General features: G+C 59.0%; 20 protein-coding genes. 4 read left to right on the forward strand and 16 right to left on the reverse strand.

The window, feature by feature from the left end; translation table 11 throughout:
- Positions 1 to 2: 2 nt before the first annotated feature.
- On the reverse strand, positions 3 to 1,019 hold the full coding sequence (locus HMPREF2787_RS09450; protein WP_070859106.1) for an ankyrin repeat domain-containing protein: 1,017 nt from the start codon (positions 1,017 to 1,019) through the stop codon (positions 3 to 5).
- Positions 1,020 to 1,178: 159 nt separating this feature from the next.
- Here HMPREF2787_RS09450 and HMPREF2787_RS09455 point away from each other — a divergent pair, with 159 nt between their 5' ends.
- Positions 1,179 to 2,195: a GIY-YIG nuclease family protein gene (locus HMPREF2787_RS09455; RefSeq protein WP_070859107.1), complete on the forward strand. Its 1,017-nt coding sequence runs from the start codon at positions 1,179 to 1,181 to the stop codon at positions 2,193 to 2,195.
- 93 nt (positions 2,196 to 2,288) lie between these two features.
- Here the strand turns inward: HMPREF2787_RS09455 and lepA are convergent, their stop codons facing one another.
- Entirely contained in the window at positions 2,289 to 4,136 is a 1,848-nt protein-coding gene (gene lepA, locus HMPREF2787_RS09460) for a translation elongation factor 4 (RefSeq protein WP_038628148.1), read from the reverse strand.
- 162 nt (positions 4,137 to 4,298) lie between these two features.
- On the opposite strand from lepA, the gene HMPREF2787_RS09465 reads away from it, so the two are divergent.
- Positions 4,299 to 4,913: a type II toxin-antitoxin system PemK/MazF family toxin gene (locus tag HMPREF2787_RS09465; RefSeq protein WP_070859108.1), complete on the forward strand. Its 615-nt coding sequence runs from the start codon at positions 4,299 to 4,301 to the stop codon at positions 4,911 to 4,913.
- Between the two features lie 288 nt (positions 4,914 to 5,201).
- Positions 5,202 to 5,468, forward strand: a complete 267-nt coding sequence (rpsT, locus tag HMPREF2787_RS09470; protein WP_016422323.1) for a 30S ribosomal protein S20 — start codon at positions 5,202 to 5,204, stop codon at positions 5,466 to 5,468.
- Positions 5,469 to 5,768: 300 nt separating this feature from the next.
- Here the strand turns inward: rpsT and holA are convergent, their stop codons facing one another.
- The 14 genes from holA to HMPREF2787_RS09540 form a co-directional block, all read right to left on the reverse strand.
- Complete coding sequence (gene holA / locus HMPREF2787_RS09475) at positions 5,769 to 6,827, reverse strand: DNA polymerase III subunit delta (protein WP_083326697.1); 1,059 nt, start codon at positions 6,825 to 6,827, stop codon at positions 5,769 to 5,771.
- A complete protein-coding gene (locus HMPREF2787_RS09480; protein WP_070859109.1) occupies positions 6,824 to 8,824 on the reverse strand; it encodes a ComEC/Rec2 family competence protein in 2,001 nt (666 codons plus the stop codon). The genes holA and HMPREF2787_RS09480 overlap by 4 nt, the downstream gene beginning before the upstream one ends.
- Positions 8,808 to 9,572 (reverse strand): ComEA family DNA-binding protein, encoded by a 765-nt coding sequence (locus tag HMPREF2787_RS09485; protein WP_246824290.1) that lies wholly within the window; start codon positions 9,570 to 9,572, stop codon positions 8,808 to 8,810. Before HMPREF2787_RS09485 ends, HMPREF2787_RS09480 begins: the two co-directional genes overlap by 17 nt.
- 126 nt (positions 9,573 to 9,698) lie before the next feature.
- Entirely contained in the window at positions 9,699 to 11,027 is a 1,329-nt protein-coding gene (locus tag HMPREF2787_RS09490) for a DegV family protein (RefSeq protein WP_246824291.1), read from the reverse strand.
- The gene (locus HMPREF2787_RS09495) at positions 10,996 to 11,703 is read right to left on the reverse strand and encodes a histidine phosphatase family protein (RefSeq protein ID WP_070859112.1); all 708 of its coding nucleotides are present in this window, start codon (positions 11,701 to 11,703) and stop codon (positions 10,996 to 10,998) included. The genes HMPREF2787_RS09490 and HMPREF2787_RS09495 overlap by 32 nt, the downstream gene beginning before the upstream one ends.
- 2 nt (positions 11,704 to 11,705) lie before the next feature.
- Positions 11,706 to 12,164 carry a ribosome silencing factor gene (rsfS, locus tag HMPREF2787_RS09500; RefSeq protein ID WP_005511538.1) on the reverse strand — a complete coding sequence of 153 codons (459 nt, stop codon included), beginning with the start codon at positions 12,162 to 12,164 and terminating at the stop codon, positions 11,706 to 11,708.
- An 87-nt stretch (positions 12,165 to 12,251) separates the two neighbouring features.
- Positions 12,252 to 13,007, reverse strand: a complete 756-nt coding sequence (gene nadD, locus HMPREF2787_RS09505; RefSeq protein WP_070859113.1) for a nicotinate-nucleotide adenylyltransferase — start codon at positions 13,005 to 13,007, stop codon at positions 12,252 to 12,254.
- 21 nt (positions 13,008 to 13,028) lie between these two features.
- Entirely contained in the window at positions 13,029 to 14,372 is a 1,344-nt protein-coding gene (locus HMPREF2787_RS09510) for a glutamate-5-semialdehyde dehydrogenase (protein ID WP_371441149.1), read from the reverse strand.
- 167 nt (positions 14,373 to 14,539) lie between these two features.
- Positions 14,540 to 15,253, reverse strand: coding sequence for a class E sortase (locus HMPREF2787_RS09515; protein WP_070859114.1), 714 nt, complete (start codon positions 15,251 to 15,253; stop codon positions 14,540 to 14,542).
- A gap of 144 nt (positions 15,254 to 15,397) precedes the next feature.
- The gene (gene proB / locus HMPREF2787_RS09520; protein WP_070859115.1) at positions 15,398 to 16,747 is read right to left on the reverse strand and encodes a glutamate 5-kinase; all 1,350 of its coding nucleotides are present in this window, start codon (positions 16,745 to 16,747) and stop codon (positions 15,398 to 15,400) included.
- A gap of 98 nt (positions 16,748 to 16,845) precedes the next feature.
- The gene (gene obgE / locus HMPREF2787_RS09525; protein ID WP_070859116.1) at positions 16,846 to 18,360 is read right to left on the reverse strand and encodes a GTPase ObgE; all 1,515 of its coding nucleotides are present in this window, start codon (positions 18,358 to 18,360) and stop codon (positions 16,846 to 16,848) included.
- Positions 18,361 to 18,617: 257 nt separating this feature from the next.
- Positions 18,618 to 18,875, reverse strand: coding sequence for a 50S ribosomal protein L27 (gene rpmA / locus HMPREF2787_RS09530; RefSeq protein ID WP_070859117.1), 258 nt, complete (start codon positions 18,873 to 18,875; stop codon positions 18,618 to 18,620).
- A 40-nt stretch (positions 18,876 to 18,915) separates the two neighbouring features.
- The gene (rplU, locus tag HMPREF2787_RS09535) at positions 18,916 to 19,224 is read right to left on the reverse strand and encodes a 50S ribosomal protein L21 (protein WP_005511541.1); all 309 of its coding nucleotides are present in this window, start codon (positions 19,222 to 19,224) and stop codon (positions 18,916 to 18,918) included.
- Between the two features lie 383 nt (positions 19,225 to 19,607).
- Positions 19,608 to 23,642, reverse strand: coding sequence for a translation initiation factor IF-2 N-terminal domain-containing protein (locus tag HMPREF2787_RS09540; RefSeq protein WP_070859118.1), 4,035 nt, complete (start codon positions 23,640 to 23,642; stop codon positions 19,608 to 19,610).
- A 181-nt stretch (positions 23,643 to 23,823) separates the two neighbouring features.
- Here HMPREF2787_RS09540 and HMPREF2787_RS11050 point away from each other — a divergent pair.
- Positions 23,824 to 24,012 (forward strand): hypothetical protein (locus HMPREF2787_RS11050; protein ID WP_141763285.1); only part of this gene is annotated, 189 nt, incomplete at its 3' end.

Raw genomic sequence — 24,012 nt, forward strand, 5'->3', positions numbered from 1 at the left:
AGTTAGCGCCGGTACGGGACCTCGCCCAACGCAATCGGCTGCGGGTGCTCTGTAACCCACTCGATTGTCGCCTCCGTCAGCGCATCAATGTCCGCCTCACCAGCTTTGCGCTGCTTTACGACGGCCATGGCATCCTCGGCGGCCCCAACCGTCTCCAGCCAGAAGTCGATCATCTTGGCATAGTCTTCGTCCCAGTTGACGTAGCCCATCTCCAGCGCTTCGTACCCGAGCCGGCCCACGATGCGGATAACTTCGCCCTGCACAGTCGCGGCTGGGCCACCACCCGGCACCAGGTAGTTCCAGAGGTATCGGAACTGGCCGTTGATCGACTTGTCTGCGGGGACAATAATGTCGCTGTGGCCGTCGTGAGGCGTGATTTCCTGCGGGCGGTCAGCACCGATGCGCTCATATAGTCGATCCATGACTGGCTGGTACTTGTCGCGCTGCTTGTCTGACAGGCGGTTGTAGCGGCGACCGAACTTGGTGAACTCTTCGCGCACTTCGTCGTCGATTTCCGAACCAGCGTCCAGGAGCACCTCGATGCTGTCTAGCACTCGCCCGACTGCATCCGTATCGGCGGTAGCGACCGCCTCTTTGAAGGCTGTGCGGCCATGCGAGAGACGGTTCTCACGATGAAGATCAGCGCCGCGCTCCAACAAAAACGCAATGGCTTCAGGCTGATGATTCATCGCTGCTTGAAAAAGAGGCCAATGCTTGCCGGCTTCGATGTCTGCACCGCATTCGAGCAGGACCTTCATCTTGTCGGTATCGCCCCGGCTTGCGTGCTCTGCCAGGGCGGTTTTACCGAAGCGGTTCTCGGTGTTTATGTCGAGCCCCTGGTCGATTAGCCAGCGCATGAGCTCTGGCGGGGTGTCCCGAAGTGCGAGTGCCGTGTCCTTGTTGTATCCGAAAACCGCATCGAGCGCGCAAGTGTCATAGACGGCCTTCAGCGCATCCATGTCACCGGTTTCGAGCAGCTCTTCGAAATCTTCGACCAGTTTCTTCCGTTTCCGTGGCATGGGGTTTACCTTTCTGCAGTCTCGCTAGCAATATGCTTTGGCTTGTCGAAGGTTTTTGGGAAAATGAAAACTCATTGTTATGCACGCAGGCTAGCGGAAGTCGGAGAGTTTGGCGCAGGGTTAACTACGGGAGAATCGCTACCCATAAAATCAATATCCATGAACCCTGCAGGTGACAACATCGTTTTCAAACGCTGGGAACTAGAACCTGGCATGAGCATCAGCTCACTAATCAGCAACCACCGACGTGGCATCTATGTTCTCGAGTTCGCCGATGGCTGTCGATATGTCGGTCAATCAGTAAACGTTGTCAGCCGTTTTGCAACACATGTCCACGGCTCATCCCACCACAAGGGTTGGGACGACGTTGTAGCAATTCAGTTCCGCGAGGTGCCAGTGGGAAATCTTGACGAAGCGGAATACCAAGAAATCTTTAGGCAAAAATCACTCGGCTTTGAATTGCGGAACAAGGTTTTCAACCTTGGCCACAATCAGCCTTCAAAATTTGATGATGTTGTCACCGTCGAGGAACAGAGCCATTGGGCACTCGGCCACGGCAATTACGAACTTGAAAACCTAGAATTACGCCTATCTGAAGTCCCATCGACTCCAAGTAAGCTTCGTTCCAAGGTTCCAACCTCGGTATCCGATGAAACCTATACGGCTGTATTAGATGATCTCGCTTTTTGTCTCAGCCACGTAATCCCTGATGCAATAAAACTGGAATCTACGTACTGGACAATCTCTGACTACCCGAATACCTCGGGTGGGCGATTCGCAACACTCAACGTCGGAAATCTCGAGCTAGCTTATTTTCCTAGATTCCCTTTCGATGACCCAGAAGGGCGCATCGCAGATATGCACCAGCTTGTCTTCTTTAATCTGCCTTCATGTGTCCTCGACAAAGGCTACGACAACGCCATTATCAGAAGTGAGCATTCTTGGATATATTTCGAACGACATTTTTACAATCTCATTGACACTGTGGGCGTCGAAATGCCGATAGGAACACTCCGTGAAATCTTTAAGACGGAACCAGATTTGCTGATAGACGCACGCCAATTTGTCATTAGCCTCATGCGAAACGGTGGCTCCGGAAAGTTTCGCCGCTGGCACAGCCAAGCTCTTTCGACTGAGGTATTTCAATACTGTCGCGCTCTGAAAGAGGCGCGATAGGTTGCCTGATTGTACGACAGCAACGCACCCAAAACCTAGGCAACTTAAGCCTCCCGGTTGGGAGGCTCCACGAAGAAGGCAGAGCCGCTCCCTCTACTTACCGCCCTCGTCGGTCGACAGCGCAGCCACGAATGCCTCCTGTGGCACCGAGACAGAACCGATGTTCTTCATACGCTTCTTACCGGCCTTCTGCTTCTCCAGCAGCTTGCGCTTACGGGAAATGTCACCGCCGTAGCACTTGGCAAGGACGTCCTTGCGCAGTGCACGAATGTTTTCACGGGCGATAATCTTCGAACCGATTGCAGCCTGAACCGGGACCTCGAACTGCTGGCGAGGAATCAGCTCGCGCAGCTTCTTGGTCATCTTGTTGCCGTACCACTGGGCGTTGTCGCGGTGGACGATAGCGGAGAAAGCATCGACGGCCTCTCCCTGCAGCAGGATGTCAACCTTGACCAGGTCCGCAATCTGCTCACCGGCATCTTCATAGTTCAGCGAAGCATAACCGCGGGTGCGGGACTTCAGCATGTCGAAGAAGTCAAAGATAATCTCGCCCAGTGGCATCTTGTAGCGCAGCTCCACGCGGTCCTCGGACAGGTAGTCCATGCCACCCATCTCACCGCGCTTCTGCTGGCACAGCTCCATGGTGGGACCAACGAATTCGCTCGGCACGACGATGGTGCACTTAACCATCGGCTCGTAAATCTCACGGAGCTTACCCTCCGGCCAGTCACTCGGATTATGGACCGTGACCTCAGAGCCGTCCTCGGTGACCACTCGGTAGACAACGTTCGGGGCCGTCGAAATCAGATCCAGGTCAAACTCGCGCTCCAGGCGGGCGCGGGTAATCTCCATGTGCAGCAAGCCCAGGAAGCCACCGCGGAAACCAAAACCAAGGGCCACCGAGGTCTCCGGTTCGAATGTCAACGAAGCGTCGTTAAGCTGAAGCTTTTCCAACGCATCACGCAGGTCGGGATAGTCAGCCTGAGAGATCGGGAACAGGCCGGAGTAGACCATCGGCTTTGGCTCTTCGTAGCCTTCCAGCGGCTCCTCCGCCGGCGTGGCGTTCAGCGTGACGGTATCACCAACCTTGGACTGACGAACGTCCTTCACACCAGTGATGAGGTAACCGACCTCGCCGACGCCAAGACCCTTACACTTCTTCGGCTGCGGTGAGACGACGCCGATTTCCAACAGCTCGTGTTTGGTGCCGGTGGACATCATCTGAATGACTTCACGCGGCTTGAGCTGACCATCGACAACACGGATGTACGTGACCACACCGCGGTAGGTGTCGTAGACGGAGTCAAAAATCAGTGCACGAGCAGGTGCCTCCGGATCGCCGACCGGCGCTGGAATGAGCTCACAGACACGGTCGAGCATTTCCTCAACGCCCTCACCTGTCTTGCCCGAAACACGCATGACATCTTCCGGTTCACAGCCGATGATGTGCGCAATTTCCTCCGCGTATTTATCCGGATCCGCAGCTGGAAGGTCAATCTTGTTCAGTACCGGGATAATTTCCAGGTCGTTTTCCATGGCCAGGTACAAGTTGGCCAGCGTCTGCGCTTCGATGCCTTGAGCAGCGTCGACAAGCAGAATTGCGCCTTCACACGCCTCCAGCGCACGCGAGACTTCGTAGGTGAAGTCAACGTGACCCGGCGTATCAATCAGGTGCAGGACGATTTCTTCGCCTGCGTGCTTACCTGTGCGCGGAACCCACGGCAGGCGCACGTTCTGAGCCTTAATGGTAATGCCTCGTTCGCGCTCAATATCCATGTTGTCGAGGTACTGATCGCGCATGTCGCGCGCCTCGACAACACCCGAGAGCTGCAGAATTCGGTCCGCCAGGGTGGACTTACCGTGGTCAATGTGCGCAATGATGCAGAAATTTCGAATCCGTGAAGGGTCCGTAAAAGTCTGCTCCGCAAAATTCTTGGTCACGTTGGGTCTACTCCGAAAAATAAAGACGTTATGGGCATTGGGTCGCGGCGTTGGCCGACCCATATGCGCCGGCCTCGAAAACCGACCAGCCGGGCTTAAATACAATCACGCACAATCTTACCTATCGATTCCCTCCGCACTAAACCTCTAGACTTAGATTCCATGAGCTCCACTTCGTCCACCGATCAAAATGAACGCGAAAGCTGGCCGCGGCGCCTGCGTAATCGCATCAGCGCGCGTCTTTTCGCCGGTACCGAGTGGTTCCGCGGCCCCGACACACTCGACGAGGCGCTGTTCAAGCTCAACACGCAGCTAGGTCTCGCCCAGGACACCTCGCTTTCCGACGAGTCCAAGGAGGCCCTACTTCGACTGCGAGATTCGGTAACCATTGCACGTCCAACAGCGGAGCTGGCCCGCACAATCGTCTACAGCCCCGACATGGACGGCCAGGCCGACCCTGGCGAAGTGGTGTGGATTCCGCTGCAGCTCGAAGGTGAAAATGCCGCTTTGCGTGAGCGCGCTGTGGTCGTGGTTGGCCGCCACGAACAGTATCTTCTGGGCATGCTGATCTCCACACGCAGCGAGCACAGTGAACATCCGGAGTGGCAGTTTATCGGCAGCGGGTTCTGGAATGAAGACCCCAAGCCATCGTGGGTTCGAATGGACCGCATCTTGCTCATCCCGGAATCTGGCATTCGCCGCGCCGGTGCAATGATGCCCCGCAGGCGCTTCGAGCTCATCGCCGCCCGGCTGCGCGGAGACTACGGCTGGAATTAGTCAGCGGCTGAAACTGGGCGGCGGCTGGAATTAGGTGCGGCTGGAATTAGGCCGGACCGTTTGCTAGAATTCTGCAAGTTGTTTACCGTTGCGTTCCTTTGCGGCGAGCGCGGGCAGGACCTTGGGTTCGCGTTTTCATCGTTGTATAAGCGCAGTGCGTAGCTTTATCGCGCTGGTTGATCAGTTTGACCGGCAGAGTTTCGAGCCGAATTTTGCACTGTGATCAGGGTTTTTCCTGGTGGCGGACAGTAACAATTCCAACTACTACGGATACAAGAGGTATTCACGATGGCAAACATCAAGTCCCAGATCAAGCGTAACAAGACCAACGAGAAGGCTCGCCTGCGTAACCAGGCTATCCGCTCTGCAGTCCGCACCGAGATCCGCAAGTTCCAGGCTGCTGTTGAGGCTGGCGACAAGGCTGCTGCTGAGGCTCAGCTGCGCGTTGCTTCCCGCAAGCTGGACAAGGCTGTCACCAAGGGCGTCTTCCACCGCAACACTGCGGCTAACAAGAAGTCCGGTATGGCTAAGGCTTTCAATAAGCTGGAGGGTTAATTCCCTTTTGGCGCTGTGCTGTTTCTGCGCTGCGCTTGCGCCGTGTGAGCACTGCTTTACGCCGTGCTTACGCCGTGAAAATAACCGCTTCCTGCTGTTTTCCGATTTCATTTCGGATATGGTGGGAGGCGGTTTTTTCGTGCGAATGGGGTTAGGGACTGCGTTTATGGCAATGACCGCCCGCCCCTGCCAAAGTTACTGACTGCGTTTATGGCAAAAATAGGCCAAAAAACGGCATCAAAGTGCCATAAACTCGCACAGTTTCCACGGAAATAAAGCTCCCGCAGGACCCCGAGCTATCTAACGTCGATGGGACGAATGCGCCAGCTCTGCGATACGAAGCACCGACTGTTCCAGTGATAGCTCCGGCGTCGAAGAGCCACCCTTGGTGTCCGCATCCAGCTGTGCTGCGACAACCACAGCGCGAGCAACCGCCGGGGTTGACCAGGCAGATGCCAACCGCTGCGTTTTCTCCAACTTCCACGGCGGCATGCCATAGCGGTGGGCATCTCTACGAGCATTGACTCCACGCGCCCCGTGGAGCCGAGCTACGTCACCGACCATTCCTGTGATTGCAGCCGACAGCAGTGCCGGTGCCATTCCCAGCTGCAAAGCACGGCGCATCTTGGCCAACGCTTCCCCACCGCGACCACGCAATGCGAGCTCCGCAATCTCAAAACCTGAGACCTCCGCCGAAGCACCGTAGTAGGTGCGCACTGCTTCCGAGGTGACCTTTCCCGCGGTATCCGAACACAGCTGGGAAATGGCGGTTGCCAATTCACGGAGATCTGAACCGACCGCATCTAGGACGGTATCAATAACGTCGCGACGCACCTTAACCCCGTGCGAGGCGAACTCTTCACCTACGAAACCGGGCAAGTCGTTTCGTTTGAGCGGTTGTGCCTCGAAAAAGCGGACGCCTAGCTTGCGCAGATCAGCCACCATCTTCTTCTGACGTCCCTCACCTGTATGAAGGAGAATCAACGTGATGCCCGGCGCGGGATCCTTTACAGAATCTATCAGCAGCGCCGCTGGTTCCTTGCCCGCATCCTGGCAGTCGGTGACAACCACAATGCGGTCATCCCCAAACAACGAAGGGCTGAAAAGCTCCACTGCGTCGACAGTGGTCATGTCCCCTGCACGGATGGTGGTCACAGGCACCGAGCGTCCGCCTGGATCAGACTCCGTTGCCGCCTGCGCGCGGACGGCGGCGACAATGGCGAGGCGGGCGCGGTCTTTCAGGAGCTCTTCTTTGCCCACAATCAAATTCACGGGTGCGACGGCGCTCAATCCCGACCTCTTTTCCGCGTTGATTCCTGCGACTGTTGTTTCTAGCCTACGGGACAGTCCGGATTTCACCTCCCTCGCCAGACATCACCATTCGAATAGAGAGCTTGTGGCCCATCTCGCTGTGGGCAGACCACGGGAATGTGCTCGGGTGTCATTACTGTTTTTCGCACACGTGGCCCACACTCGCGGGCGATAAACCACTGGGGTGAGTGGTGTGCTGGGGGAGCTCTGCCGCTCACTGCTTCAGCAATATATGACGGGGATTCCACCACCACGGTTTCTATCGTGGGATTATCAGCGGCAGCATCAAACGCCTGGGAATACCACGTCTTTTCCTCGGTGAGCCCCAGGGCAATTCGGCACTGCCGGCTGAGCGGAGTCGGTGCAGAGTGGATCTCCGAATCTCGCGCAGAGCGGTCAGCAGAAGCAGCATTGTTACCAGTTTCTCCGACAACACCCGCGTGAATAAGAACGATCTGATTCTTCTCAGCGCAGGCCGCAAGATTCCACCCCTTTGGGGCACGCGCAATGTCGAGGCCGAACACCCATATAACGGCATAACTACCGACTGCCAGGACAACGGCACAGGCCCCAGCGCGGAGCGCAAAACGGGGCCAGCCCCAGAGCGTCGTAAAGCATGCAACTGTGAGCGCGCAGGAAACGACCAACGGAACCGCTCCATTGGCGGGCTCGATGATGCCTGCAGTGAGGCGTGCGACCTGATGAATCCACCACGCGCACGGCGCGGCGCACCATAGCAGAGCGCTGACCAGCCAACTGAGATTCAGCGCGGCGGCAACGGCAGCGAGAGAACCGGCGATAGTAACGGGTGCGACGGCGGGTGCGGCGAGAAGATTGGCGAGCAGTGAGACATGACTAATTTCGCCGATGAGCAGCGCCAGTACTGGCATGGTGACCACGTGTGCAGCAATTGCCACTGCGATGGCGCGGACTACTGGGGCGGGCCAGGTGCCCATAACGGTGGTGGCGGACAGGCGTCTGGCAAGGGGCTCGGCAAGAAGGACTAGCCCGGCGGTGGCTGCGACCGAAAGCGCGAAGCCCACTGACACCGATAAGTCTGGTGCCAGGAGAATCAACCCGATAATGCCAGCCGACAGCGCTGCGATGGCTTGGCCAGTTCGCCCCACGATGATTGCCAATAGCCCGATGCAGCCGGTGACCACTGCGCGTAGCACTGAGGGTTCTGTGCCCACGATTGCTACAAAGCCATACAAGGCAAATGCGGCGACTCCGACTCGCACCCGCGGTCCAGCCCAGGAAAAGACCACCACGACGGCGCCGACGACGAGCGCAACGTTGGCTCCAGAGACAGCCGACAGATGTGAAAGCCCGGAAGCGGTCATCATGTCGCCGTCAGCGAGGGTGAAACCACGCTCATCGCCGATGGCCATCGCGGGTATGAGACGGTCGGGACCAACAGGGAGATTCTGTGCTGAGTCAAAGAGCTGCTGGTGCACCTGAGCTGCCAACCCCTGCGGTGGTGTGATGACCTCAACATCACCGCGTAGATTCAGCTGAATTCCACTAATGCAGGGTTTGCTCGCGGCGCGCACACCGGCGGAAGATTCGAGGACGGTGTCTCTCGTGACCGCCAACAGCGACTCGTCGCCGAAAACCGACACCTGTCCCGGAAGACCTTCGATGCGTGCTTTCACACTGGCCCCGAACTCGGTTGCTTTCGGCTCAGTGACAAGGCGCAATTGCACTTTCGCCATCCCGCCAATGTCGCGATAGAGCTCATGGGCCCGGGCTCGCGTTATGCGGACTCGCGTGGCTACCGCAACGCTGGCGACCGCCACAGCTGGCACCAGGATAGTAGTGATCGCTCGCCAGCCAAAGGTCACCGCACCTCTGCCCCATCGCCACGACAAACGCTGCCACACCAACGGCAACCCCACCGCAGTTACGATTGCGCTCGGTGCCACAACTATCGCCCATTCTGGGCGCATAATCACCGCCACCGCAGTCGCCCACACCAACACCGCTGCTGGTACTAACCGCACATCGAGCCCAGCACGAGCGCGCAAATCAGACGGTGGCGGCATCGCGCAGCGCCTCTACCTTCGCCGGGCCGATTCCCGGAACCTCCTCAAGCGCGTCAACACTCGCAAAAGGCCCGTTCTTTTCACGAAAGTCGATGATTTTCGTCGCCGTTGCGGGTCCGATTCCGGGCAATTCCTCCAGCTGAGTGACGGTGGCGGTGTTGATGTTGATCTTTCCGTCAGAACCGGCCGGACCACCCACGCCAGCAGCACCGGCCCCAGAACCGCCAGAACCATCGGAACTCCCCTCCACCGTCCCTGCCGGCAATGCCTCCGTCCCGATCACAATCTGTTGACCATCGACCAGCGGTGCCGCCAGATTTACGCTTGCGGGATTAGCATCCGGCAAAAGCCCACCCGCACGCTCAATTGCCTCCACCACCCGCGCGCCCGCTGGCACCTCCACCACGCCAGGATTTACAACCAAGCCCACCACCGACACAATCAACAGCCCCGCCTGTGCATTAATCTCCTGCCCGGGACCGCCTGGCGTCTCCACTGAGGTTACGGTCGTCTCCGGTGCCGTCCCCGCGACAGTCGCGTCCTGGACTGTTGGCATCTCTACCTGCGGCGACGATGGCCACACCACCGCAGCGATCGCTCCCAGAGCCAACACCCCAATCACAACGCACGCAGCCATCGCCACCCGCGGCGTCACCACCGCCCGGCGCGTGGAAAAGTCCACCGCCATGCGCTTGCCTTGATCAATCGGTTCCAGATAGTCCGCCAGCCGATTCCGCAAATTCGTCACGATGCGCACACTAGCGCCCTGCTCCACACCCCACCTCGACGAGAACGCTCATCGAGGCGTTATCTGTGGATAAAAAATGGCCTGTGGAGGTTATCCACAGGTCATATCATCTACGCAGTTCAGAAGCTATTTCTTTTTCTCGTCGCCGTCATCATCACATGTGTCGCTTGACGACGACTCCTGCGATTTCTCCCCTTCAGTGCCAAATACAGCTCCCTCAGGATCGGACTTATCGCGCAGCGCCAAATCAGAGATAGCCTTCGCCAGACGCTCAGCTTTGTCCAGGGCTGCTTGGCGATTCTCGCTCCACGTTGGCAACTTAGAAACCGCCGTGGTGAAAAGCGGAATTCCCTGTTCATTAGTTACGACTGTTCGATGGATTCGCTTATTTCGATTGCGACTTGCAGCCGGATTCTCAACCAGTTTCACCGCAGCCTGATCGGTAATCGGCTCACCTGAATCGGCGGTGCCAGCGGAATCAACTGAGTCCCCAGAGTCATCTTCCCCCGCGTCCGCGACCTCAGCATCAACAACAGCCGCGTCACTCTCCTCCACAATATGGAGCAGCGCTGTCACACCCATCTCTGCTTCAAAATCCATGGCATCCGAATCAATCGAGCCACCGGAGACCATGCCAACTGCATAAGCTCCCTGCCCGACATGAGCAGTAAGTGACTCCGGCAAGTCCAGGATTCTAAACCGGGTATCGTCGGGTAGCTCTTCGGCAAGCATGGCCTGGAGCTCGTGGACGTCGTCAAGCGCGTCGGAGTGATGCAGCAATACGGCAGGAGGACGGTTCGCCGATGACGCAGACCGCACCATCTTCGTGGCAAAATCCACCATGCGCTGCTTGACCTTCGCTTCTGTACGGCACTTGGCGACAAGTGCCAGTGAGCCATCTTTAATGCCGACGATGGGCTTGATAGCGAGAGCCGTAGAGAGCATCGCTTGGCCCGCGGAGATGCGACCACCACGGCGCAGCGAATCAAGCTTTGGTACAAACAACCAGAGTCGATAGCGCTGCAGCACATCACGGGCGACATCGGCAACCTCATCACGGCTGGCCCCGGCCCGCGCTGCCTTGGCTGCCGCGATCGCAGCGGCACCGACTCCCGCTCCTACAGTGTCGGTATCGATGATGGTCACGCGGTCCAGCGCACCAGCAGCGGTGACAGCGTTAGACCAGGTCGCAGACATTCCCTTGCCAAGATGCAGGGCAACAACGCCGGCATCAGAACCGTCCTTGTTCGAGCGTTCCAGCGCACGCGCATACGCGGCGCACAGCTTCAGCGGGCTGACTGCCGACGTGGTGACGGCGTCTTCATTGATGTCGTGCCCAATGGGAACCACAGTGATGTCGAGCTTGCGGGCAACTTCGGGCATCAGACACGCGGTGTCATCGACAACAATGCGAACGCGACCGTCACCGGGCATGGCGGCCTCCTGGAGAGTCAAAAACCTGCGACTCCCGCTCACGGACCTTCGCGTTAAAAGCATTCAGGTACCAGGAGGTCTCACCATTGACGCGCCTGCGCTGCTCCATTTCGACCCACGCAGTGTTGCCCAGGCCGTTGAACGTGCTGAAAAAGTCGCGCGGCATCTGCAGCAGGGCTGCGGTAGCAGCAGCAATGGCACCCCCGTGGGACACGAGCACAAAAGTGTCTGTCTCCCACGCGGGGTTGTCCGCTAGCTCAGCAATGACTGCCAGCATCCGGTTGGAAACCTCAAAGCGGGTCTCGCCGCCCTTAGGCGCCCAGTTGAGATTATGGCGCCAGTGGTCACGCATGCCGGGAAACGCGGAGTCAATCTCGTCGTAGGTGCGCTCTTGCCATTCACCGAGGTTGGTCTCACGCAGGCGCTTATCAAAACTCAACTCTGCACCGGTGGCCTCAGCTAGCGCGCGGGCGGTGTCGGCGGCCCGGGCCAAGTCGGAGGACACGATTTTTGTGATTCGCGGTTCAGCCTCCGCCAGGTACTGCGCCGCAGTACGGGCTTGCTCGCGGCCAACGTCGGAAAGCTGCGTGTCCAGCTGTCCCTGGATGCGACCGGTCGCGTTGTACGACGTCTGCCCGTGCCGCAGCATAATCAGGCGACGTCGAGCGGCCACATGTGCCTCGCGTGAGCCCGCCACAGTTAAAACTCATCCGTGTCCGGATTTTCGGCAGCCAGCGGAATCTCGTCGATAGAACGAGCATTGCGGGCGGAATCTTCGCCGTCCTCATTGCTCGGCTGCTCGATGCCCTCGACCTCGATGCGCGGGCAATCGCGCCACAGTCGATCCAGTCCGTAGAAGTCGCGTTCTTCGCTGCGGAAGACATGCACGACAATGTCGCCGTAATCCAGCAGCGCCCAACGTCCTTCACGAACACCTTCGCGGCGAACCGGCTTTGCGCCGAGGTCACGCAGATCGTCCTCAATTTCGTCGACGATTGCGGCAACCAGACGCTCATTGTCAGCACTGACCAGGACGAATGCGTCCGTAATCACCACCGGGCCAGAGACATCGAGAACAACGACGTCCTCGCCCTTTTTGCTATCGGCGGCCTTCGCCGCGGCGGTCGCCAGCTCAATGGCGCGTGGTTGTGCAGTCACGAAAGACTTCAGCTCCTTGTGATTAAAAGTCGGGAAAAACAGCGTTTGTACTTGTAACTTACCGCCTCAGCGGGATTTTGCTAACTTTCAGTCGGCTGAATCCGACTTCGCATCCACCGGCGCCTCATCCTCGGAGGTCGCGTTCACCGATGCGGGCCCCACAGAACCAACCGTGCCCTCAGCAGACTGATACAGACCACGCTTAGCGATGTACTGAACCACGCCATCCGGCACCAAGTACCAAACAGGGCGTCCCGCCTCCGCACGCTTTCGACAGTCGGTGGAAGAAATAGCCATCGCGGGAATCTCGATGAGGTGCAACCGCGAGGCGTCGATTCCCTCCAGGTCCTCTGCACTCAGGTGAACTCCCGGGCGAGTGACGCCGACGAACGTTGCTGCGTCGAACATCTCCTCCCAGTCCCGCCACGTCATAATCTTCTGCAGCGCATCGGCACCTGTAATGAAGAACAGATCCGCGTTGGGATAGATAACCTTCAAATCCCGCAGCGTATCGACGGTATAAGTCGCACCCGGCCGGTCAATATCAACCCGCGAGACCGAAAACTGTGGGTTCGACGCGGTGGCAATGACCGTCATCAGGTAGCGGTCTTCGCTGTGAGAGACCTTCCGGCCGCGCTTTTGCCACGGCTCGCCCGTGGGCACGAAAAGCACAAAGTCCAGGTCAAAACGGTCTGCCACCTCGCTGGCGGCAACCAAATGACCATTGTGGATGGGATCAAAAGTGCCACCCATTACGCCAATGCGCTGCCGGGGCGCTTCCGCCGACTTTGCTGTCAACGCGGCGTGTACCCGCGACCGCACACTTTTCTTGCGCTTAACCATGACTGGCACTTTACCTGGGCGCTACGGACGGGTCTGTCCACGACCGGCCAGAACCCATTTGCTGCTGGTCAACTCCGGCAGCCCCATTGGGCCGCGGGCGTGCAGCTTCTGAGTGGAAATACCAATCTCTGCGCCGAAACCGTACTGCTCACCATCGGTGAATGCAGTGGAGGCATTGACGCTGACGGCTGCAGCATCAACACGGTCAACGAACTCCTGGCACACACCCCAGTCACGTGCGGAGATAGCCTCCGTGTGACCCGAGGAGTACTCGGTGATGTGATCTGTTGCGGCCACCACACCGTCGACGATGCGCGCAGCAATGTCTAGCGAGAGGTACTCATCTGACCAGTCTTCTTCCCTCGCCGGAATGACCTCACCAGTCCAGCCGGAGGCCGCCAGGTTATCGACATCGCCGTGAATTGCAACGCCCGCGTCGGCAAGCGCGTCCAAAATGCGGACCTGATCCCGCGTCGACAGCGCCGAGTCAATGAGAACCGTTTCGGTTGCGTTACAGACGCTCGGACGGCGGGTCTTACCGTTAATCATCAACGCAATTGCCTCATCGATATCTGCGGAGGCATCGATGTAAATGTGGCAGTTACCGGTGCCGGTCTCAATGGTCGGTACCGTTGCCTTCGTCACGACGGCCTCAATCAAACCGGCACCACCACGCGGAATCACCACGTCAACCAGGCCACGAGCAGTGATGAGATCCTGCACGGAATCGTGGGTCTCACACGGCAGCAACTGGACGAGGTCCTCCGGCGCATCGTGGTTGGCCAGCACCCCACGCAAAACCTCGACCAGCTGTGTGTTGGAGTGGACGGCGGACTTGGAGCCGCGCAGCAGAGCCACGTTGCCCGACTTCAGGGCCAGACCGAAGGCATCGACCGTAACATTCGGACGAGCCTCGTAGACCATGCCCATCACACCCAGTGGCACGCGGACCTGAGAGAGCTTAATGCCGTTGGGAAGAGTGCTACCACGCAGCAGCTCACCCACCGGATCCGGCAGTGCTGCAACCTGACGCAGCCCACCGGCAATGCCCTCAACACGATCGGCGTCAAGACGCAGGCGATCCAGCAGAGAGTCGCTAAAACCGCGGGACTTACCGGCCTCGATGTCCTTGGCATTGGCCGCCAGGATCTCTTCAGTACGAGCAACCAGCGCGTCTGCTGCGGCCAGCAGGAGCTCGTTCTTGCGTGCCGACGTAAAGCGAGAAAGCTCTCCCGCGACGGCCTTGGCACGCTGTGCCTTTTCTAAAACCTCAGCGCGCTCAGCAGCACGCTCCGGGCTAAGCGCCGAATCCTCGGCAATGCCCTGTTGATTGGAATTAGTAGTCTCGTTCGTTTGAGCAGTCATGCCTACCAGCATAACTAGAGTGAGACATCATTTGAAGGAATTAGCTCAGCAACCCAAGGAAAGATGTAATTCATCAACAACAGGAACACGACAACAGCAATCACGATTGTGATAATCGCTTTCACCCACCACGGACCCGGCAGGGATCGCCAATATGCTGCATACATCTAGTTGACCTCCTTGGTCTCAACACCGGCGAGAACCGCGTGAATAATGAGCCGATGAGTGTTGTCCCACTGCGGGTGGCAGGTGGTCAGAGTAAGTAGAGTGGCGTCACCGACCGGATTGAGGACATCGGCCCGGTCCGGAGTGACAATGTGTTGACCGGGAATCTCGGGGACGTTTGTGCCTTCTGGCACACAGTCGAAGCCCTCCCCTGCGCCAGCCATACCGTCGACCGGCAATACCTTGTAGTGGTAAATAGCATCACGCGTCTCTACGGTGATGTCATCGCACGTCTGCAGGCGGTCAATGTTGTCAAAGGGAGCTCCGTGGCCGTCACGGTGGGCGGCGTAGGAGCTGTTGCCCACCTGCCCCGGCAGGGCTGTGCCCGGATAATGGCCGGGGCCACCGCGCAAAACTTCCTGGGAGACACCTTCGAATACGACCAAATCGCTAAAACCGGCCTTAGGAGCCGAAATCATCGCCACCGCGGAGCCGGGCATCCAGGAGCCCTCAACAGCTGGCTCCGTGCCTTCTGGCGCCGGAGCTGGGGCCGACACCGGTGCGGACCATGCCTGCTGCAGCTCATCACGAGCCTGCTGCTGAGCTTTCCCGGTTTCAAGACCAGACCAGTACAGCAGATAAAAGGCGAAGAGCGCCACCAGCACTCCAGCGGTCAAGAGCAGCTCGCCGATGACACCAATAATCTTCGATAACACATTTAGGATTATGCCCGAAAGTTCCTCACTCAGGCAGTCCGCACTTAGCCAGTCCTCCCCCAGCCAGTCTTAGCCGAGGCACCTCTATCCGGGCGCGCCCAGGTGTGTGTCTTTAAGCGCTGCAGCTCTCAGCGCAACACCCTCCTACGCGCGGGAGGCGAAATCCGACAGGTAGTCAGCATGGACGACAGGCTTCTGCATGTCATTTGGCAATTCCTCGGTGTGGTAGCCAATCATGCCCAGCAGTTCCTCGGAGTCATAATTGACCTCGCCGCGACCGATGACCTCACCACCAGGACCGATTAGATCGACGATGTCACCAGCGGAGAACTCGCCGTCAACCGAGGTAATACCGACCGGGAGCAGCGACTTACGCATGCGGGTTACGGCGTCGACCGCACCGGCGTCCAGGCGAAGCAGCCCCGAGCTGTCCGCTGCGTAGAGCATCCAGAACTTCCAGGCGCTCAGGCGGTTGTCCTTCGCGGCGAAGGCGGTTCCCACATCTGCTTGGTCCAGTGCTCGCTCAATGTTGGACGCCGAAGTCAGCAACACCGGCACACCCGCACGCGAAGCCAGACGTGCGGCAGAGACCTTCGAGGCCATACCACCGGTGCCCAGCGCACCGCCGTCACCAGCGATAACACCACGCAAGTCGTTACCGCTGCGCACCTCCGGCACAAAAGTTGCACCTGGATCGGCCGGGTTGCGGTCGTAGAGGCCGTCGACGTCGGAAAGCAGAATCAGTGCATCGCAGTACGCCAGGTGACTGACCAGCGCGGCGAGGCGGTCGTTGTCGCCGAAGCGGAACTCCGAGGTCGCGACCGTGTCGTTTTCGTTGACAATTGGCACCGCGCCCAGCTGGCGCAGGCGGTCGATAGTGCGCTGGGCGTTGCGAGCACGCGAACGCACACCCGCATCGTCCGAGGTCAAAAGCACCTGTGCAGAAGTGCGACCATAGCGCAGGAAGGAGCGCCCCCACTCCTGTGCCAGGCGTACCTGCCCGACAGCTGCAGCCGCCTGCTTGGTCGCCAAATCAGTGGGACGCGAAGTCAGCCCTAGCGGCCCCATTCCGGATGCCACCGCACCGGAGGACACAACGATGACATCGCTAATGCCCATACGCTTTTCCAGGGCATCGGCGATGAAGTCGATGCGCTCGGGATCGGTACGCCCGTCAGGTCCGGTCAACGAGGAAGAACCAATCTTCACCACGACACGCTTCGCAGTCCGAATTGCCTCACGAGTCTCGGAATCGAAACCGCCCTTGGTTCCCGGAGATAAATTCTCGGTCGCTTTTTCAATCTCAGCGGCGGTGGATTCGGGATTGTCGTGAAGCAGCTCGTCGACCTCCTCACGGGAAATCGGCGCGTCCGATTCAGGCTTCGGCGCGGTAGCTACCGGGGCATCTAATGCATCTGCTCCAGTGACGTCAACATCGTTGGCAACGGTGTCGGAAGGGATAACTGACTCACTCATTTCACTAATGGAAAACATGACGGTCTAATGTAATTCTGACCATATAATTGTTTAAACAATCAATGACAAAATGCAAGTTTGAAGTCTTCGCTTGCCGACGGCGCTGTCGCCCGCGACTATGAGTACCGGTCGCGAATAGCCTCTTCACCATCTCCGAAATCGTACTCGTCAATCAGACCACGGCGGGCCTGCGATGCACGTTTACGCTGCTCGGCACTAGTGCGCTCGTTAACGTAGAGACGATCGTCAGTACCACGGCCACTAGGCACGAAGTCATCGGTGCCCGCGACCTGCTGTGGGTACCACTCGAAAGTGAGATAGGAAATCGTCACCGGGCAGCCAACCGTCGCCCCAGCCTCTGCCAGTGCCTCTTCGACACCGAGCTTAGCCAGACGGTCAGCCAAGTAGCCGACGGCCTCGTCGTTTTCGAAGTCCGTCTGGTTAATCCAGCGCTCCGGCTTGCGACCGCGCACAATGAACCCGTCTGGGGTATTCGGATCGCGCTCGATAGTGAAGTCCGCACCTTCGCGCTTCTTGCCACGCACACCTTCGGGGCGGATGACCGCACGGGGTTCCTGCTCTGTCGGCAGCGGATGCGCCTTTCGGTAGGCAGTAATCTGATCCTTCAGGCCGTAGGTCAGCTCCTTGAGCCCCTCGTGCGTCACCGTAGAAATCTCGTAGACCGGCCAGCCGAACTTCTCCAGCTCCTCGCGCTGCATATCAATCATTTCGCGAGCATCGGGCAGATCAATCTTGTTCAGCACGATAACGCGGGGGCGCTCTGCGAGATCCCCAAGCCCCACGTCGGCCTTCAGCACCGACTGGTAGTTAGCAAGTTCCGTCTCCAACGCCTTGATGTCAGAGACCGGATCGCGGTCGCCCTCCAGCGCAGCAGCGTCCACCACATGCGCCAGCACAGCACAGCGCTCAATGTGACGCAGGAAGTCCAAGCCAAGGCCACGTCCCTCAGAGGCTCCCGGGATTAGACCTGGCACATCTGCGATAGTGAAGGACTCGTAGCCAACATTGACTACACCCAGGTTCGGCTGCAGCGTAGTAAACGGGTAGTCACCAATCTTCGGCTTAGCAGCGCTCAAGGTGCTAACCAGCGACGACTTTCCGGCTGACGGGAAACCAACCAGACCTACGTCCGCCATGGACTTGAGCTCCAAGACAAGATCCTTGGCCTCGCCCGGTTCACCGAGCAGCGCGAAGCCCGGCGCACGGCGATTCTTGTTCGCCAGCGCTGCGTTGCCCAGGCCGCCGTAACCGCCCTCAGCAGCAATGAAGCGGGCGCACTTACCGGTCATGTCCGCGAGCACTTCCCCATCCTCGGTCATCACAACCGTGCCCTCCGGCACTCCGAGAACCAGATCCTCACCACGAGCGCCGTTGCGGTGATCGCCAGCGCCCGGCTTACCGTTGGCAGCCTTGATATGGGGGTGGAAGTGAAAGTCCATCAGAGTATGGATCTGGGGGTCTACCACAAGCACAATGTCGCCACCGTGGCCGCCGTTACCGCCGTCGGGACCGCCGAGTGGCTTGAACTTTTCACGCAGCACCGAGTTACAGCCGTGCCCACCGTCGCCGGCCTGCAAATGCAGCACGACACGATCTACGAAACGAGACATAAAATCACACACACTTCCGAGCGGAGAGCCATCATCTAGTGCCTGGAGTAATGCCCTAATTTAAGCGAGCCGACGGGCAGAAGTCTAGGCGGTAACAAAACGCTGCCTTGCAACCTAACAGCGCGAAACAGTACATAAACAACAAAAGAGCCGATTACCTTTCGCAGTGGGAAAGGAATCGGCTCTTCTGCAAGGCAGCTAAACCTGCCTCAAATTCAACGTTGCAGTAATCCTACGTGGACAACCGAGGGTTGTTCTTAGGAGTTATTCTCAACGATGCTGACAATGCGGCGGTTGCGGCGGGTACCGAACTCGACTGCGCCTGCCTTCAGAGCGAAGAGAGTGTCGTCGCCGCCACGGCCAACGTTCTCACCCGGGTGGAACGAGGTACCGCGCTGACGAACGAGAATCTCGCCTGCCTTAACCTGCTGGCCACCGAAGCGCTTCACGCCGAGGCGCTTAGCTTCGGAGTCGCGGCCGTTGCTAGTGCTGGATGCACCCTTCTTATGAGCCATGATTTTCTCCTAGGGAAAAGCTAATTGGAATCTCGGCGGTTTACTTGGAGACGCCGGTGATCTTCAGAACAGTGAGCGGCTGACGGTGGCCGTAGCGGCGCTTGTAGCCGGTCTTGTTCTTGTAGTGCATGCCGCGGATCTTCGGGCCCTTGGCGGCCTCGACGATCTCAGCGTTAACGGTAACGTTGGCAAGCTTGTCGGCATCCGCAATGACATCTGCGCCATCGACGAGCAGAACCGGGGTGAGAGCCACGGACGAACCTGGCTCACCCTCGATCTTCTCGACCTTGACGAGGTCACCTTCGGCAACCTTGTACTGCTTGCCGCCGGTCTTGACGATCGCGTACATAGGAGGGCTACCCCTTTATCTGAGAAACTCGACTCAAGGAATCTTTGTAATTCCTTGACTGGACAATGGAATTGCGATTAGTTGCGTGTGCATCACACTTCAGGGACATACCCGAAAGCCAAATCCGAGTAGATTTCCCCGCTCTGGCCGTTTCCTTACCACTAGAGCGTCAAGCACCAGTGGGCATGACCAGATACGCCTACCAATCAGCGACTGGTCAAGAGTAGCGAAAAATCCCCCCAAATTACAAACTGCCCAAGCAAGACCCTGTCCCCCACTGGTTTTCACGGTCTTCTCGGGCAGTTTCCGACGCCGCATTCCACCCCCTGCTTCAAGGGACGGAAAACAGCCTCCTATCTCGACTTACTCCAGATTTTTAATACCTAGCTCTGGCCGCTTCGGCGCACCGCACGACGCACGCGACGGCGACGATTGGCCGATTTCGTCTGCGGCGCCTTAGCCTGCTTCTGCTCTGGCTTAGTAGCGCGGTTTGAAGCGCCCTGTCGCTGCTTCGGCGCAGTCGCTCCGGCATCGCTTTGCGACGAGACCCTGCGCACCGCCCGACGGCGACTGCGGCGAGCTCCCGTGCCCTGAACCGCTACAACCTCAACCCGTGACTTGCCCGAGCGGCGGCTACCGCCACTGCGGTTGGCGCTGCGTTCGCTGCCTTCAGCTTCCGCCTTAGGCTTAGCGGACTCGAAATCCTCGCGACGCGGTGCGCGATCCGAGCGGGAGTTACCGCGAGTCGGACGACGACGACGTGGAGAACGCTCGAATGCCTCCTTGGCCTCTTCATAGGTCTGGGACCCCGTGGCCGCAGCCTTACCGGACTTGTTAGCGTTGCCGCCCTTGTCCTCCTTGGCTGGCTCCCTCACATCCGCGATGGAAGCTGCCTGCGACTCTGCCTGGAGCGCAGGAGTCTCATCCACAGCCGTACGCCGAACAGCGCGACGTCGGCGACGTCGAGCACTAGCGCTGCTGGAGCGTTCGGCGTCTCCGTGGCCTCCACCGGTGCCACCGTGGTCAGCACGCTCGGCACGCTCAGCGCGGGCCGGGCGCTCCGAACGCTTGCGACGATTGCTATGTTCTTCGTCGCGATCATCTGCGTCGCGTGCAGCCGAATCAACAGCGACATGCTGCGCTACCCGGCGACGCGTAGCCCGCCGGCGGCGGCGCTGCCCCTCCTGCGGCATGTAACGGTCATCCGATGGCTCTTCCGGATCCTTCTCACGGGCTTCCGCAACAGCTGCGGCAGCCAGAGCAGCCAGATCATTGGAGTTGTCCGATTGCTCGTTACGATCGCGGCGCTCTTGACGCTCGTTACCGTCCTGACGCTGCTCACCGTTTCGCCCCTGACTCCTACGAGCTCGGCGACGACGCGGTGGCTTCGGCTCATCGTTCTCGGAAGAGACAATTACCGCTTCAACAGCAGCTGCAACACGCTTGTCGGCTGCTTCCTTATCGTGCTGGTTGGTCTCCGCGGCGTCGTCAAGCGTCGCCTTGGAAGAGCCTTCCTGATCGCCCTGAATACGGTGCATAGCCAACGCGGCCGGGTGGTTAGCGGGATTGTGTTCCGAGCGCGACTTGTTGCGGCGCTTGGACTTACCCTGCTCTTCGTTGCGGCGACCGTTCTTGTGCCCACGACCCTGATTGTCCTGCTCGACCGGGTCGATGTGGATAATCAGACCGCGCCCATTACAGCAGCTACACGGTGTGGAGAAGGTCTCCAGCAGGCCTGTGCCCAGACGCTTGCGTGTCATCTGGACGAGGCCGAGTGAAGTGACCTCGGAGACCTCGTGACGCGAGCGGTCGCGGCCGAGAGCCTCCTTCAGGCGGCGCAGCACCAAGTCCTGGTTTTCCGGCAACACCATGTCGATGAAGTCGACGACGATCATGCCGCCCAGATCGCGTAGGCGCATCTGGCGGACGATTTCCTCAGCGGCCTCGAGGTTGTTGCGAGTGACCGTCTCTTCCAGGTTTCCGCCAGCGCCGGTGAACTTACCGGTGTTGACGTCGATGACCGTCATGGCCTCAGTTCGGTCGATGACCAGCGTGCCACCCGAGGGCAGCCAGACCTTGCGGTCGAGTGCCTTGGCCAGCTGCTCGTCGATGCGGAAGTGCTCGAAGACATCAGCGCCGCCGTGCTCCTTGGCGAAGTAGCGCTGCAGACGCGGCTCCAGCTCCGGTGCCAGGTCGCCGATGTAATCGGTCACCGTGTTCCACGGACGGTCGCCCTCAACCACGAGACGCGAGAAGTCCTCGTTGAAGACGTCGCGGACGACCTTGACCAGCATGTCCGGCTCTTCGTAGAGCGCAATCGGCTTTGCTCCGCGCTTGGCCTTCGCCGCCTCGGAGGCTTCCCAGATCTCCTGCCACTGCGACTCCAGTCGCTTAATGTCGGCCTCGATGGCCTCCTTGGACACGCCCTCGGCTGCAGTGCGGATAATCGTGCCTGAGCCCTCCGGCGTAACCTCGCTCAGAATCGACTTCAGGCGCTTGCGCTCCGGCTCCGGCAGCTTGCGGGAAATACCCGCGCTACGGCCGCCCGGCACGTACACCAGGAATCGACCAGCCATCGAAATGTGGGTGGTCAGACGCGCACCCTTGTGACCAATCGGGTCCTTGGACACCTGGACCAGAATCTGGTCGCCGGCCTTCAGCGCATGTTCAATCTTGCGCGAACGCGACTTCGTGCCCAGCAGCTTCCAGTTCAGGTCACCTACGTAAATGACACCGTTGCGGTCGGTTCCGATATCGATGAACGCCGCTTCCATGCTGGGCAGGACGTTCTGCACGCGACCGAGGTAGATATTGCCGATCTGCGTGGTCTGCGTGTCAGAGGTAACGAAGTGCTCGACCAACAGGTCGTCTTCCAGCACACCCACCTCAGTGACAATGCCCGCGTGGTCATGGCGCTTGCGCTCACGCACCACCATCGTGCGCTCCACCGACTCACGACGAGCCAGGAATTCCGCCTCCGAGATTACGTGGCGCTTGCGCGATTCCTCACGACGCTCGATACGGCGACGTCGCTGCGCCTCCAGGCGAGTCGATCCCTTAATCGCCTGCGGTTCCTCGACCTCATCGCGGGTTTCCTCTTCCTCGCGCTCTGTGTTTTCGGTGGTCTTCTCCGCTTGTTGCGCGTCATCATTACGACGCCCACGTCCACGACGGCGACGACGCGGGCGCGGCTGACGCTCCGTTTCGCTTGACGACGAGCCGTCCTGCCCCTCCCCCGCGTTGTCATCGGTGCCCTGGTTGGAGGCACCGCTGTCAGCCGAAGCAGCATCCTCGGTGGCCGAATCCTTGGCCGAGGCCGGAACAGCCTGCGGCGCCAGGAAGATAGGCGCAAACGCGGTCTGCTCTTCCGCAACCGGCGGCTCCGGGACTACCGGCGGCTCGATGTCCTGCAGGGCTTCGCTCTGAGTTGCCTGCGTATCCTGCGGCTCTTGCGTTTTCTGCGGCTCTTGCGCTTCCTGAATTTCCTCTGCTGCTGGAGCGCTGGTCGTGCGGACCGCACGGCGAACTCGGCGACCACGACGTGTGGTCACTGCAGCGCTCTTTGCAGCAGGTGCTTCGGCGGAAGCTTCCTCAGCGAAGGTTTTCTCAGCGGTCTCGGCTACGGTGTCGGCAGCCTTCTTATCGGAAGCATTCTTATCTGCAGCCTTCTTCGACGACGACTGAACTACAGCCTCAACAGCTTCCTCGACGACCGAGTTCGAGTCCTTCTGCTCGTCCTTCGCAGCGGTTTCTTCCGGAGCGCCAGCGGTCTTCTTCACAGCCCGCTTACGCGTTGCTCGCTTCTTAGTCGTGCTCTTCTTCTCTGCGCTCTGCTTCTCTTCAGCCTGCTTCTCTGCGCTCTGGTTTGCCGAGGATTTCTTAGCCGAGGACTTCTTGGTGTCCTTCTTCTCGGTCACTTCCTCGGCAGGCGCTGCGTCCGACTCCGCTTCGCTCTGAGCTGCCTTCTGGTCGGCCTTCTTTTCTGCCTTCGGCGCAGCCTTCTTTGTGTCCTTCTTCGCAGCCGACTTCTTGCCGCTCTTCTTCGCAGCTGGCTTCTTCTCGGACTTAGCTGCAGTTTGCTCGTCTGACTTCTCATCTGCCGCGTTCGGCTTACCTGCCGACTGTTTTTCCTTCGCGGCTGGCTTTTCGCCGGTTGGCTTGGTCGCAGCGGATCCGTCGTCAAGCGAGGCATCCTCTGGATGATCGCCGATGAAATTCAGCACTGCGTCGAGCTGATTTTGATTAATGGTGGACGCAGCGGACTTTACGACGATCCCCGCGTGCCCCAGTGCTTCGATGGTTTCCTTCGAGGTCAACCCCAAGCTCTTGGCCAGGTGGTGGACTCGGGTTTTCAGAGCCGCTGACTCACGATCAAATTCGCGTGCCTTAGCGACAACATCCTGGCTGAAATTTGCCACTGTATTTGTTTCTCCTTGACACCCCACCACGCAAAACCCGACAACAGGAAGCACACTCTTTGTCATTCCATGTGCGCCTACATCCGTTGTGGCCTTGGAAACCAGGCGGAGCAACGATGTTGCGACAGCCACTTCATTTGCACCATATGCGCAGATAGAGGGCCGAAAACGATGAACAATTATGAAAGTCTTATTGGCAGGCCTTCCGGCTGACTCGGGGATTCAGCGATCACATGCGGAATATCTCATCCGCCGGAGCGAACTCCCGGTACTACTGCTGCTGTCCATTGTCGCACATATCGAGCAGGTGGCGCGCACCGACATTGGCGACAGCGGGCCAATCCGAGTTACTGACTGCGTTTATGACAAA

Origin of the sequence: Corynebacterium sp. HMSC061H03 (assembly GCF_001838215.1) — a bacterium.
Lineage (GTDB): Bacteria > Actinomycetota > Actinomycetes > Mycobacteriales > Mycobacteriaceae > Corynebacterium > Corynebacterium jeikeium_D.